At 73.8% G+C, this 12,891-nt stretch carries 6 protein-coding genes, 3 tRNA genes and 1 pseudogene; 2 read left to right on the top strand and 8 right to left on the bottom strand.

Annotated elements, in window-relative coordinates; translation table 11 throughout:
- Positions 1 to 113: 113 nt before the first annotated feature.
- The 6 genes and pseudogenes from ACZ6X9_RS24635 to ACZ6X9_RS24610 form a co-directional block, all read right to left on the bottom strand.
- Entirely contained in the window at positions 114 to 914 is an 801-nt protein-coding gene (locus ACZ6X9_RS24635; RefSeq protein ID WP_469780359.1) for a TetR/AcrR family transcriptional regulator, read from the bottom strand.
- 40 nt (positions 915 to 954) lie between these two features.
- Entirely contained in the window at positions 955 to 2,532 is a 1,578-nt protein-coding gene (locus ACZ6X9_RS24630) for an MFS transporter (RefSeq protein ID WP_469780172.1), read from the bottom strand.
- Positions 2,533 to 2,778: 246 nt separating this feature from the next.
- Positions 2,779 to 3,087: pseudogene (locus tag ACZ6X9_RS24625) on the bottom strand (winged helix-turn-helix domain-containing protein); the annotation flags it as partial.
- A 237-nt stretch (positions 3,088 to 3,324) separates the two neighbouring features.
- Positions 3,325 to 3,398, bottom strand: a tRNA-Met gene (locus ACZ6X9_RS24620).
- A gap of 47 nt (positions 3,399 to 3,445) precedes the next feature.
- Positions 3,446 to 3,518: transfer RNA gene (locus ACZ6X9_RS24615), tRNA-Arg, on the bottom strand.
- Between the two features lie 324 nt (positions 3,519 to 3,842).
- Positions 3,843 to 3,933: transfer RNA gene (locus ACZ6X9_RS24610), tRNA-Ser, on the bottom strand.
- 208 nt (positions 3,934 to 4,141) lie between these two features.
- Between ACZ6X9_RS24610 and ACZ6X9_RS24605 the strand changes: the two genes are divergently transcribed.
- Together ACZ6X9_RS24605 and ACZ6X9_RS24600 are read left to right on the top strand one after the other, a co-directional pair.
- Positions 4,142 to 5,053 carry an SSI family serine proteinase inhibitor gene (locus tag ACZ6X9_RS24605; RefSeq protein WP_469780171.1) on the top strand — a complete coding sequence of 304 codons (912 nt, stop codon included), beginning with the start codon at positions 4,142 to 4,144 and terminating at the stop codon, positions 5,051 to 5,053.
- Positions 5,054 to 5,343: 290 nt separating this feature from the next.
- Positions 5,344 to 10,245, top strand: a complete 4,902-nt coding sequence (locus ACZ6X9_RS24600; protein ID WP_469780170.1) for a PAS domain-containing protein — start codon at positions 5,344 to 5,346, stop codon at positions 10,243 to 10,245.
- Between the two features lie 42 nt (positions 10,246 to 10,287).
- Here ACZ6X9_RS24600 and ACZ6X9_RS24595 read toward each other — a convergent pair whose 3' ends face one another.
- Complete coding sequence (locus ACZ6X9_RS24595; RefSeq protein WP_469780169.1) at positions 10,288 to 10,539, bottom strand: hypothetical protein; 252 nt, start codon at positions 10,537 to 10,539, stop codon at positions 10,288 to 10,290.
- A 449-nt stretch (positions 10,540 to 10,988) separates the two neighbouring features.
- Positions 10,989 to 12,659, bottom strand: a complete 1,671-nt coding sequence (locus ACZ6X9_RS24590) for a long-chain fatty acid--CoA ligase (protein ID WP_469780168.1) — start codon at positions 12,657 to 12,659, stop codon at positions 10,989 to 10,991.
- Positions 12,660 to 12,891 lie beyond the last annotated feature (232 nt).

Here is a 12,891-nt window from a genome sequence, read left to right as displayed (position 1 = left end):
ACGCCGAGCGCCCCCGTCCGCGAGGAGAATCCGATCTCCTTGCGGACGGGGGCGTTCCTCGATTCAACGCCTCGTTTCAACGCCTCGTTTCAACGCCTCGTCACGACGCTTCGCTACGAGGCCTCGTCCCGCGCCCGGTCGCGCATCACCTCGATGCCCGCGATCACCGTGTCCAGCCCGACGGCGAAATCGCGTTCCCACATGTCCTCGAGCGTCCCGGCGCGCACCCTGCGCGCCATCTCCACGCTCTCCTCGTACATGGCCGCGAAGTCCGGTCGCTCGGTCAGCGTGTCCGTGACTTCCTTGAAGTACTGATCCTGTTCGACGCCCGCCGCCCGGCAGCGCTCGTCGTAGAGCGTCTGGACGGTGGCGAAGCCGTAGACGAACTGGAAGAGGGCGCCCAGCGAACCCGCGATCCGGCTCGGTGCGACCCCGCTGTGCCGGATCACCCGGAGGGTGACGTCACCGAACCGCATCGCCTTCGGGCCGATGTTGAGGTACTGGCCGACGAGCCGGGCCACCCACGGGTGCCGGGTGAGGACCCCGCGGTACTCGCACGCGAGGTGCCGGAGCTGGTCGCGCCAGTCGGCGTCCGGGGCGTCCGGGTCGGGGAGCACGATCTCTCCGCTCGCCTCGTCCAGGACCAGTTCGAGGAGGTCGTCCTTGTTGTCGACGTACCAGTAGACCGACATGGCGGTCACCCCGAGCTCGGCGGCCAGCCGGCGCATCGAGAACTTGGCCAGTCCCTCGGCGTCCAGCAGGCGCGTGGCCGCGGCCACGATCCGCTCGCGGTCCAGCGAGCCCGGCTGGGGCTCACGGGACCGGTCCGCGGCCGCCCTGCGCCGCGGGGAGGGTTTCTCCTCGGCCAGCCAGATGCTGGTCCTCGGCTGCCCCGCGCCCTTGCCGCCGGCCATGCGTTCCCTCTCCACCACGTCGCTGCTCCGGTCCACGATGCTAGGCCCTGCCGGCCGTGCCGCCGCTTCCGGCGCCCGCCGGGTCGTCGGTTCCCGTTCCGGCGCCCGCCGCGGCGTCGGCCGTCTCGGCCCTGTGCAACAGGAACGCCGCCACGACGCCGCCCGCCAGCACCGCCACCGCGCCGACCGACTGGCCCGCCTGCACCCCGGACGCGAAGGCGTCCTGGATCTCGGAGCGCTGTGCGGCCGTCCGCGCCTTGCCCAGGGCCTCGGGCAGCGAGCCCGCGCCGGCGGCGACGGCCGGCAGCAGCGCGGCGAAGCGGGAGTTGAGCACCGCGCCGAGCACGGCGACGCCCAGCCCGTTGCCGAACTCCTGGAGCGTGCCGTTGACCCCCGCGCCGACCCCGGCCTTCTCCGGCGGGATGGCCGACATGATCGCGGTGGCCATGGGAGGCGAGGCCAGGGCGATGCCGACGCCCATCAGGACCAGGCCGACGAACATTCCTCCGTACCCGTGGTCACCGGTCTCGGCGATCACGGCCAGACCGGCGGCCAGCAGCGCCATACCGCCCGCGATCATGACCGGGGCGCCGAACTTCGTCATCAGCCGGGCGCCGACGCCGGTCAGGTTGAGCAGGACGATCATCAGGGCCAGCGGCGTCATCCGCAGTCCGGTCTCCAGCGGCCCGTAGTGCAGCACCAGTTGCAGGTGCGAGGTGAGCAGGAAGAACGAGCCGCCCATGCCGAGCGCCACCAGGATCCCGCCCATGACGGCCGCGACGAAACGGCGGTTGCGGAAGAAGTGCATGTCGAGCATGGGGTACGGGATGCGCAGCTCCCAGAACACGAACGAGGCCATGATCAGGACGCCGGCGCCACCGGAGAACAGCACCCGGCCGGACGTCCAGCCGTGCTCGGGACCGGAGATGATCGCGAAGACGATGCCGGTCATGCCGAGGGTGGAGAGCAGCGCGCCCAGCAGGTCCGGGCGGTCACCGGCCGGGTTCTTCGACTCGGGGACCAGCTTGAGCACGGCGATCAGGCCGATCACCGCCACCGGGATGTTGACCAGGAAGATCGAGCCCCACCAGAAGTGGTCGAGGAGGGTGCCGCCGATCAGCGGCCCGCAAGCGAAGCCGAGCGAGCCCACCGCTCCCCAGATGCCGATCGCCTTGGTGCGCTCGTCGTCGTCGAAGACCTGGACGACGACGGCGAGCGTGGTGGTCATCAGCAGCGCGCCGCCGACTCCCATGCCGGCGCGGGCGGCGATCAACTGGCCCGTCGTCTCCGACAGTCCGGCGCCGAGCGACCCCAGGCCGAACAGGGCGAGGCCGGTGGCCAGCATCTTCTTCCGCCCGTAGCGGTCGGCGAGGTTGCCGGCGGTGAGCAGCAGACCGGACTGCACCAGGGAGTACGCGTTGAGCATCCACTGGATGTCGGCGGTCGCGGCGCCCATCTCCGTCGTGAGCGACGGGATGGCCACGTTGAGGACGGTGTTGTCGAGCAGCACGGTGAGCTGCGCGAGGCATATGACACCCAGGATCACCCAGCGAGTGGGGTGACGAACGGGATGCGGAGTTTCGGGATGGGATGACGAGACGGAGGCGGATGCCGCCATGACGGGCTCCTCACAGGGCAGGCCGACGTGATCGGTCTACACCGTACAGGCGCCGGTTCTACGGTGTACAGGGTTTTGCCGTACGTCGTAGAAGACATGACGGGCGGTGGGTGTGAGGGGCGGTGTGGGGCGTGTGGGGCGTTGGGACGTCGGCTGGGTGTCGGGAGCGCGAGCGCTCCGGCGGCCGGGCCGGCCGGGACGCGGAGTGACGGTTGCCCCCAGGAGGCGAGCCTCAGGGGGCGGGCTTCAGGAGGCGGGCTTCAGGACGTACCCCATGCCGCGCCGCGTGTGGATCATCGGCGGCCTGCCGGCGTCGATCTTCTTGCGCAGGTAGGAGATGTAGAGCTCGACGACATTGCCCCGGTCGCCCGCGCCGCCCGTGCCGAAGGAGTGCGCCCAGACCCGGTCCAGCAGCAGTGTCTTGCTGAGCACCCGGCCGGGTTCCCGCATGAGCTGGCGCAGCAGCGCGCATTCCGTCGCCGTCAGGGGGATCGCCGTACCGCCCCGGATCGCCTCCCGGTTCACCTCGTCGAGGACGAGGTCGCCCACGGCCAGGCGCGGCCGGGCGCTCGGGGCGGCGAGGGCGGGGCGGGGGCGTGCTTCCGTCGGTGCGATCGTCATGTTCAAGAGGGTGTGCCGAAGCTCTGAGAACCGCCTTTTCCCCGTCTGGGAAACGTCTGAGAATCCGGACGGCGCGGGGAGAGGGCGGGAGGGAAGGGGCGTCCCGCTGAGGCCGGGAGCGTCCCGAAACGTCGAAGGCCCGGTACCTGAGTACCGGGCCTTCGATTCGAGTAGCGGGGACAGGATTTGAACCTGCGACCTCTGGGTTATGAGCCCAGCGAGCTACCGAGCTGCTCCACCCCGCGACGGTCGAGAGGCCGGGTCCAACACGTTGGCACCGGCTTCTCGGCTGTGCGCTCGGCAGGATTCGAACCTGCAACCTCTTGATCCGTAGTCAAGTGCTCTATCCGTTAAGCTACGAGCGCTCGGCTTCCCGGCGGTTTTTCTTGCCGGTCGGCGTTGCGGGAACAACATTACATGAACTGCGCCGTGAGGCGAAATCCATTGCCGCAACCCCACCTGACCTGCGGAAACGCAGAATCGAGGCGATTGCGGCACCCGGCCGCACCGCATGGCCGGGGGCCGCCGGCGCAGGCCGCGAGCGGCAGCGCATGCGAGCGGCAGCGGGCGGGAGCGACGGCGGGCGGAGTGCCGTCGGGGAACGAACGCAGCGCCGACCGGGAACGGCGGAGATCACCGGGCACGGAAAAGCCCCGGCCGTCATGAGCGACGGCCGGGGCTCCCGGCTGCGGAGGCGGAGGGATTTGAACCCTCGATGGGCTTTAAGACCCAAACCGCATTAGCAGTGCGGCGCCATAGACCGGACTAGGCGACGCCTCCAGCACACTCGCGCGTACGCGAATGTTGCGTGCAGATGATGACACAGCCTGGGGCCCCGCCACCAATCGCACTCTACGGTACCGGGCGTGGCGGCCCCCGGGCAAAGCGGTTTCGGGCGCGCAACGCACGGCGCATCCGGGCGTTAGAGGGGTGAGGACGCGGTCGGCCCGCCGTCCTCGCACCACCCCGCGACCCATGGAGTCCCCGCATGCCGCTCCACCGTCCCCGTCGTCCCCGCAGCCCCGGCTTCCCCACCATCGGCCTGCCGGCGACCGGCCTCCCCGAGGCCGGGCGCGCCGCCGACCGGCCGCTCGGCCGTCCCGGCGGCCCCCGTCGTCCCGGCCGGCCCGCCCTGGCGGCAGTTGTACTGGTTCCGCTGCTGCTGCCGCTGTTCGGCGCCCCTTCGGCCGCCGCCCGGCCGCTGCCATTCCCGCCGGGCCCGGGAGCGCTCACGGCGTCGCCGGGCGCGCCGACGCCGGAGAAACGGCAAAAACCGCAGGACCCGCAGGACCCGCAGAAGCGGAAGGGGCCGGGAGCGTGGAGGGACGCCGGCGCCGGTCCCATGCCCACGCCCGCGGACCACCTCACCGTCGTGATCACCGACAGCGGGCGGACCGACGGCCGGTACCGACTCCGCTGCCACCCGACGCACGGCACCCTCCCGGACCCCCAGGGCGCGTGCGACCAGCTCGACGGGCAGACGCGCTGGGACCGCGACCTCTTCGCGCCGGTGCCGTCCGACGCGCAGTGCACGATGGTCTACGGCGGGCCGGACCGGGCCCATGTGACCGGGGTCTGGGCCGGGCGTCCGGTCGACGCCAACTTCAACAAGGTGAACGGGTGCGAGCTGGCGCGCTGGAACAGGTTCTCCCGCCTCCTGGGCGAGCCCGCGCGCCCGGCCGAGGCCGGAGCCGGGTCCGGCGGGCCCGGTGGCTCCGGCCCTACGTCCTCCGCGTCTTCGACGTCTTTCCCGCGCCCCGCGTCCTCCGCGTCCTCCGCGTCCTCAACGTCTTCCCCGCGCCCCGGGTCCACGGCCTCCACCGGCCATGGGGCCGCATGCCGTCGTCCCGCCTCTTTCCGGTCATCTGCTCCCCTCCATATGACCGTCAACGACCAATAACGACCGCTTCGGTCGTTCTCGACCGCGGCCCCACCCTTCATCGGCCTCCGACCTCGGCTCCTCTGCGGAATGACAGGCTCCACTCACCCCCCAGGCCGACACACCGACCGCCCCGGACGCCGCACGACAGGGGGCGCCGCGCCCCTCGTCCGCCGTCGCGCCGGACTCCGCAGCCCGTAGACTTCCCCCCAGCAACACGCCGCAGGGGCGGCGGAACTCCCCCAGCCGTCGCTGGGGGTGCCCCCCGTCCCGCGGGTCGCACGGTGCGGTAACAGGGAGGAAGCGTCGCAGTGAGCAGCAGGCCATCCCGAGGCGCTGCTCGCCTCGCAGCCATACTCGACGCCCTTCCCGACGCGCTGTTGCTCGTCAACTGCAACGGCACGGTCGTCAACGCCAACCACATCGCGCTGGAGACGTTCGAGGTCCCCGGCACGGGACTGGTCGGGCGCGGCCTGCTCGACCTGCTGCCGGCGTTCGACTCGCGCCGCATCCCCGGTTCGATGCGCCTGCCCGAGGACCGGACGAACGGCGGGCGCACCAAGCCCACGCGCATGATCGCCCGGCGGACGGACGGCACCCAGTTCCCCGTCGAGGTCACCAGCGCCAACCTCCCCGACAGCCGCACCCCGTACGCCGAACAGGGTCCGTACACCGGGGACGAGCTGCTCATGCTCGTCGTCCGGGATCTGACCGGCACCCTCGACACCGAGGCCGAACTCGCCCGTCAGCAGCGCCAGACGGAGATGATCCTGCGCGCGGCCGCCGAGGGAGTGGTCGGCGTGGACACGGCGGGCAAGGTCGTCCTCGTCAACCCCTCCGCCGCACAGATCCTCGGCTACCGCGCCAGCGACCTCGGCGGACGTGAACTCCACCCGCTCATCCACCACTCGCGCGCGGACGGCACGCCGTTCCCGTTCGAGGACTCGCCGATCGCCGACACGCTGCGTTCCGGCCGCAAACACCGGGTGCGCGGACAGGTGCTGTGGGCGAAGGACGGGCGCGCGGTGCCGGTCGATCTGACGACGGCGCCGGTGCGCGACGGGGACCAGTTGGTCGGCGCGGTGATGACCTTCACCGACCGTCGCCCGTACGACGCGCTGGCCGCGCGGCACGCCCAGTTGGTGGCTGTGCTCGATGGTTCGCTGCACGGGCCGCTGGAGCGGCTGCGCGGCGAGCTCGGCACGCTGGCCGCCGACCCGGCCGGGCAGTTGTGGCCCGAGGCCAACCAGACCCTGCACCGCCTCGCCGCCGGATACGGGCGCATGGCCCGACTGGTCGAAAGCGTGCTCGCCTACCAGCGGCTCGAGGCGGGCGAGGGAGGGCTGGAGCGCCGGACGACCGCCCTGGACGAGGTCGTGGCGGCGGGCGTCGAAGGTGCCGTCGAGCTGATCGGTCCCGGGCGTGCGCAGTTCGCGGTGCACGCGCCGGCCATAGAGGCCGAGATCGACGCGGAGTGGCTGGCCCGGGCGCTCACCCATCTGATCGCGGACGTCGCGGGCGTGGACGCGACGGGCGAGGCGGCCCCCGGCACGGCGTCGGCCGGCGACTCGACGATCGTCGTCGCGGCCGCGAAGCGGGACACGGCCGTCCGGATCGAGGTCCGCGGCCCGCACCCCGGCGGCGACCCGGTGCACGGGCCGATCGTGCGGGGCATCGTCCGGCGGCACGGCGGCGTGCTCCAGACCCATGACGTACCGGGCAGCGGGGGCGGCAAGGCGTACGTCCTGGAGGTGCCGGTCTCGGCGGAGGCCGGGCCCGTCACGCCGTCCGACCGGCCCGACTCGCCGCCGAGCATCGGCAGCGGGACGACCATCATGCCGATGCCGGGGCAGCGGTCGGGGGAGACGGCGGCTCGGGGGACGGCGGGGCCGGGGGGCGTTGGGACGACCAGCACGGCTGGTGCGGCTGGTGGCTCCGGGATTGGTGGTGTCGCTTCGGGCGGTGCTGCGGGGGCCGGGAGGGCTGTCGGTTCTGCGGGTTCACCGGAGGTCGCGGGCTCTGCTGCTTCCGGTGGTGCTGTCGGAGGCGACGGTGTTCGGGAGCCCGAAGGTGCGGTGGGTTCCGCCGGGGTGACGATGCCGGGTGCGGGCGGGACGGGTGTTGCGGGCGGGGAGGGCCCGGCGGGCTCTGCTTCCGGTGGTCCGGCCGCTGGGCAAGGGGCCGACTCTCCTGCGCGGTCTGCCTCACCGGCCCACCAGGTTCACCCGTCTCAGCAGGCCCAGCAGGCCCAGCAGGCCCAGCAGGCCGGACAAGTTCAGCAGGCTCAGCAGGCAACAGCCGGGCATTCGACTGGTGCGCCTCATGCGGCTCATGCACCTCACGCGGTTCCGCAGGCGCGGCAAGGGAGTCCGTCCACCGGAGCCCCGTCCGTTCCGGGCGCGCCCACGCACCCCGGGAGCCCCGGCGTCGCGACGCCTCTCGGTCCCGCGCCGTCCGCCGGCGAGGGGCCGGGGAGCGCGGAGGCACGGCCGGTGCCGGGGCCTGATGTGACCGGCGCGCCGGGGTCCGGTGTGTCTGGGCCCGGTATGTCTGGGCCCGGTATGTCTGGGCCCGGTATGTCTGGGCCCGGTGCGCCGGTGCCCGCCCAGCCGACCGGGCGGCGGCGCGGTCCGGCCCGCCCGGACGAGGAGGAGGCGGCCGGCGCAGGGCGGAGCCGTGCCAACCGGCACGGCCGCGGCGCCGACCCGGTCCCCGCGCCGGGGCCCGGGCTCGTGCCGCCGCAGGTGGCCGCGCCCGCGCAGCCGACCGGGCGCCGTGCCCGGCGGGAGGCCGCGGCGGCCGAACCGGTGCAGGCCGCCGGCACGGAAGCGCGGCGCACGGCGTTCGCGCTGCCGCCCGCCGAGGCCGACCGCGGGCCCGACTCGGCCGCCGAGGCCGTCGCCGCGCCCACTGGGCGGCGCGCCAGGCGCGCTCTCGCCGAGGCGCCCGAGCGGCCCATTCCTGGTCAGGCCGACGCCGAACCCGACGTGCCGCGCGCCCCGTTCGCCCTGCCCCCGGCCGAGGCCGACCGCAAGCCCGCACCCGGCGCCGAGACCGATCACGCCGCGAGCCGGCCCGTACCGGCACAGGGTGGCCCGGCGACGGGCAGCGGACCGGTGGGCAGCGGTCCCGTCGGCAGTGGTCCCGTCGGCAATGGTCCGGTAGCCGGTCATCCTGTGGGCGCCATCGCCATGGGTGGCGGGCCGGCGGACGGCGGAGTGGCGGATGGTTCCGTGGGCCCGGCGGAGACCGGGGCCGGTGGGCCCGGCCATGGTGGCGGCACCGGTGGTGACGGCGGCGACGGCCACGGCCGGGCCGGCGTGCCGGTCGGCCCGGGTGGTCCCGCGCTGTCTCCCGGGCAGCTCGGGCACCCCGGGGCGCCCGCTGCCGTACGGCCGATGGAGGCTCCCGGGCCGGTGGGGCCCGCGCGGCCCGTCGGACCGGCCGCTCCGCCCGCCGCGTCGGGGCACTCCGGTCCGGCCGAGGCGAGCCAGGCCGGTCCGGCCGGTGTGGAACGTGCCGACGCCGGACGGCTCGGCGCGGGACACGTCGAGGCGAGGCAGGTGGGCGCGGGACATGTCGGTGCCGGTCACGTCGGTGCCGGTCACGTCGGTGCCGGTCACGTCGGTCATGCCGGGAGTGACGATGCCGGACATCCCGGAGCCGGTCAGACGGCCGTCCCCGGCCGGCCGGCGGTGGCCGGGGACGGCGTTTCCGCCGACCCCGGTGGTCACCTCGACCCAGTCGCCCCCGTCCCTCCCGTCGCTCCCGACGCCCCTGGCACTCCCGTCGGCGCCACCGGTGCCGTCGGACCGGCCGGGCAGCCGGGCTCGCCGACACCTGAGCCGTCCGCGCACGGGACCGAGGCCACCGGCCACGACGTCTTCAATTCTGCTGTTGCGCACGGCGGTTCGGGCAGTGCACCCGGCGCCGCCACCGACACGCCGCCCACCGGCCGCCGGCGTGCGCGCCGGGCGCTCGCCGAGGAACCGGGCGCGACGGCGCTGCCGGGCTCCGGTGACGTGGCCCGGGCCATCAGCGTGCGCACGCTCGGGCAGGGCGCGCCGTACGCCCAGCAGGCCGGGGACACCCCGCCCGGTGGAACGCCGGGCGGGGCGGGCGCCGGTTCCGGCCGGCGGCGCAAGCTGGGCAATCCCGCCGACAACGCCGGTGAGCGGGAGGCGCAGGCCGCCCGGGCGCAGACGCCTGCCGCCTCGCCGCGCCCCGGCCCGATCGGACCGCTGCGTTCCGGTCCTGCCGGCCCCGCCGGTCCTCCCGGTCCTGTCAGCCCGGCCGCTCCGGCCGGCCCGCTCGCCGGCGGTCCGCTCGGCCCCCGCCCGTCGCCCGCCGCGCCCGAGGGCCGCGCCTTCGCCATAGGAGCGCCGGACGAGGGCGCCGAGGGCCCGGAGCCGCTGGACGGCCCCAACGGAGCCGTGGAGGTCAGCCCGGGTGAGCCCGTCCCGCCGCCCGTGGACGACGAGTTGCCGCCCGAGCCGCTCGACAACCCGCGCCGCCTCCTGGTGTGGCCGGCCCCCGACACGTCCACCCGGCAGGCCCTGACCGAACGCGGCTACCGGCCGGTGATCGTGCACTCGCGCGAGGAGGTCGACGCGCAGATGGCGGCCTACCCGGCCGCGCTGTTCGTCGACCCGCTCACCGGGCCGATCACCCGTACCGCCCTCCAGGCGCTGCGCCAGGCGGCGGTGGCGGCCGGTGTTCCCGTCCTGGTCACGGCCGGTCTGGGACAGGCCACGCGGGAGGCGGCGTACGGTGCCGACCCGGCCGTTCTCCTCAAGGCGCTGGCGCCGCGCGACAGCGAGATGCACCCGGCCCGCGTGCTGCTGGTCGAGGAGCACGAGCCGATCGCCAACGCGCTCACCGCGACCCTGGAGCGGCGCGGGGTCCAGGTGGCCTGCGCCGCGACGGACTCCGAGGCCGTGGCGCTGGCCGGGCAGATCCGTCCCAACCTGGTGGTCATGGACCTGATGCAGGTACGGCGGCGCCGGGCCGGCATCCTGGACTGGCTGCGCTCGCAGGGGCTGCTGAACCGGACCCCCCTGGTCGTCTACACCTCGGCCGGGATCGACCCCGCCCAGCTCCCCCGGCTCGCCTCCGGCGAGACGGTCCTCTTCCTCGCCGAGCGCTCCACCAGCGCCGAGGTGCAGACCCGGATCGTCGACCTCCTCACGAAGATCGGCACGCATCCGGCGTGACGGCGGCCGGCGTCGCCGCCGGCGCCGATACCACCGTCGCCGTCACCGCACGATGCGCCGGGCCGCCGCACGGACCGACGCGCGGAGGCGGGCGCGGTCCTCGTCCGTGTCACCGGTCAGGATGCGGCGCATCTGCGGCTGGACGGTGGACCAGGAGACCAGCGCGATCAGCATGAACAGCAGGTCGGCGGGCGGGATTTCGGAGCTGATGACGCCCTTGCGCTGGGCTTCGGCGAAGACGGCGACCTTACGGTCGTAGTGCCGCTTCCCGCGCTCTGGGCGCCACCTCGACACCCGCGGCGGCCAACACCGCCTACGTCGTCTGCTCGTTCGCGAGCGGAGCGGTCACCTCGGCACTCGCCGGCCCGGCGTTCGGACGGTGGGGCTGGGACGGCGTCTGCGTGATCGCGGCGGCCTGCGCGGTGGCGGGCTGGGTCGGCGGGGCGGTGGTGGCACGGGAGCGGTGAGGCGGGACGGGGTGGGCAGGGTGGACGGGGTGTAGGGGAAGCAGGGGAACCAGGGGCCGACGGGGGCCGCCCGGCTCGGGTCCTCCCCGCCGGGCCTGATCCGACCTGATCTCACCCGGCCTGGCAAGACTCGACCTTAGGCCTGATCTCACCCGGCCTGGCCCGACTCGGCCTTATGTGACCTCGCGTGGCCCCATCCGACCCGGCCGGGCCCGGCCCGATGGGACCACCCCGTCCCGGCCCCGGCCCGATCCGTCCCCGCGAGGCCGGCGGATTTCACTCCCCCGCCCGCGCGGGCGGCAGTACCGTCACCTTCAGCTCCCCCTCCGCGTACCGCCGCCGCAGCGCCTTCTTGTCGAACTTCCCCACTGTCGTCTTGGGGACGGACGGCACCACCGTCCAGCGCTCCGGCAACTGCCAGCGCGCCACGCGCTCCCCGAGGAACGCGCGGAGCACCTCGTGCCCCGCTGACGAACCGTCGCGCAACACCACGACGGCCAGCGGGCGTTCACCCCACTTCTCGTCCGGGACCGCCACGACCGCCGCCTCGGCGACCTCGGGGTGGGCCATGAGGTGGTTCTCCAACTCGACCGAAGAGATCCACTCGCCGCCCGATTTGATGACGTCCTTCACCCGGTCCGTGAGCGTCAGGTAGCCGTCGGGGGTGATCGTGCCGACGTCACCGGTGCGCAGCCAGCCGTCGGGGCTGAACTTGTCGTCCGGGCGCAGCGGTTCGCCCTCCGCGCCGCCGTGGTAGGCACCGGCGATGTAGGGGCCGCGGATCTCCAGTTCACCGGCCGACACGCCGTCCCACGGGAGGAACCCGCCGTCCGGCGCGGCCAGCCGCGCCTCGACCGAGACCGGGATACGGCCCTGGGTGACGCGGTACGGCCACTCCTCCTCGGGCGTGAGGCCGGCCGGCGGGTAGGCGATCGCGCCGAGAGGTGAGGTCTCCGTCATCCCCCACGCCTGCACCACGCGCAACCCGTGCCGCTCCTCGAACGCCTTCATCAGGGACGGCGGACAGGGCGCGCCACCGCTGACGACCGCCCCCAGGGAGGACGTGTCGCGCGGGCGGGCGTCGAGTTCGGCCAGCAGACCCTGCCATATGGTCGGCACCCCGGCGGTGAGGGTCGGCCGCTCGCTCTCGATCATCTCGGCGAGGGGCGCGGGCTGGAGGAAACGGTCGGGCAGGAGCAGCGACGTACCCGACATGAAGGCGGCGTGCGGCAGCCCCCAGGCGTTCACGTGGAACATCGGGACGACCGGCAGGCAGGTCTCGCCCTGCTTCAGTCCGAACGCGGAGGCGGCGTTGATCTCCAAGGAGTGCAGGTAGAGCGACCGGTGGCTGTACACGACGCCCTTGGGGTCGCCCGTCGTCCCGGACGTGTAGCAGAGCGCGGCGGCCCGGCGTTCGTCCAGCTCCGGCCATGCGTAGGCGTCGGCGGGCTGCGCGGCGAGCAGTTCCTCGTAGTCGTGCACACGCGGGCGGCAGTCCGCCAGGACGGAACGGTCGCCGGGACCCGAGACGACCACGTGTTCCACACAGTCGAGGTGCGACAGGAGCGGCGCGAGCAGGGGCAGCAGCGAACCGTCGACGATCACCACGCGGTCCGCCGCGTGCCGGATGATCCAGGCCAGTTGCTCGGGAGGAAGCCGCAGGTTGAGCGTATGCAGCACGGCGCCCATGGAGGGGATCGCGAAGTACGCCTCGACGTGCTCGGCGTTGTTCCACATCAGCGTCCCGACGGCGTCGTCCTCGGCCACGCCCAGCCCCCGCAGCGCGTGGGCGAGCCGCATCGCCCGCGCCCCCGCCTCCGCGAAGCTCCGCCGACGCGGCGCGCCGTCCCCCGTCCAGGTCGTGATCTGCGCCCGCCCATGGATCACGGTCCCGTGCACCAGCATCCGAGTGACGGTCAGCGGTACGTCCTGCATCGTGCTCTGCACCAGGGGCCTCCCCATTTCGCGCCTCCGACGGCTCGTCGAGCCGTCACGCGAAGGTCGTCAGGTCGTTCCCGGGTGATTCTGGTGGCGTTTCCGGTGGTACGTCACTACCTCGGACGGGCTTGATCTTTTGGGGGCGGCGGGGAGGCGGGCCGATGCGGGTGTACCGGTGCTTGTGCCAGTGCCGGTGCCGGTGCCGGTACGGCGTCCGGAGTGTCGGGCGCGGGGCTGGGAC

The organism is Streptomyces sp. NPDC052910 (assembly GCF_055585605.1).
This window is presented reverse-complemented; position numbering and strand designations above follow the sequence as displayed.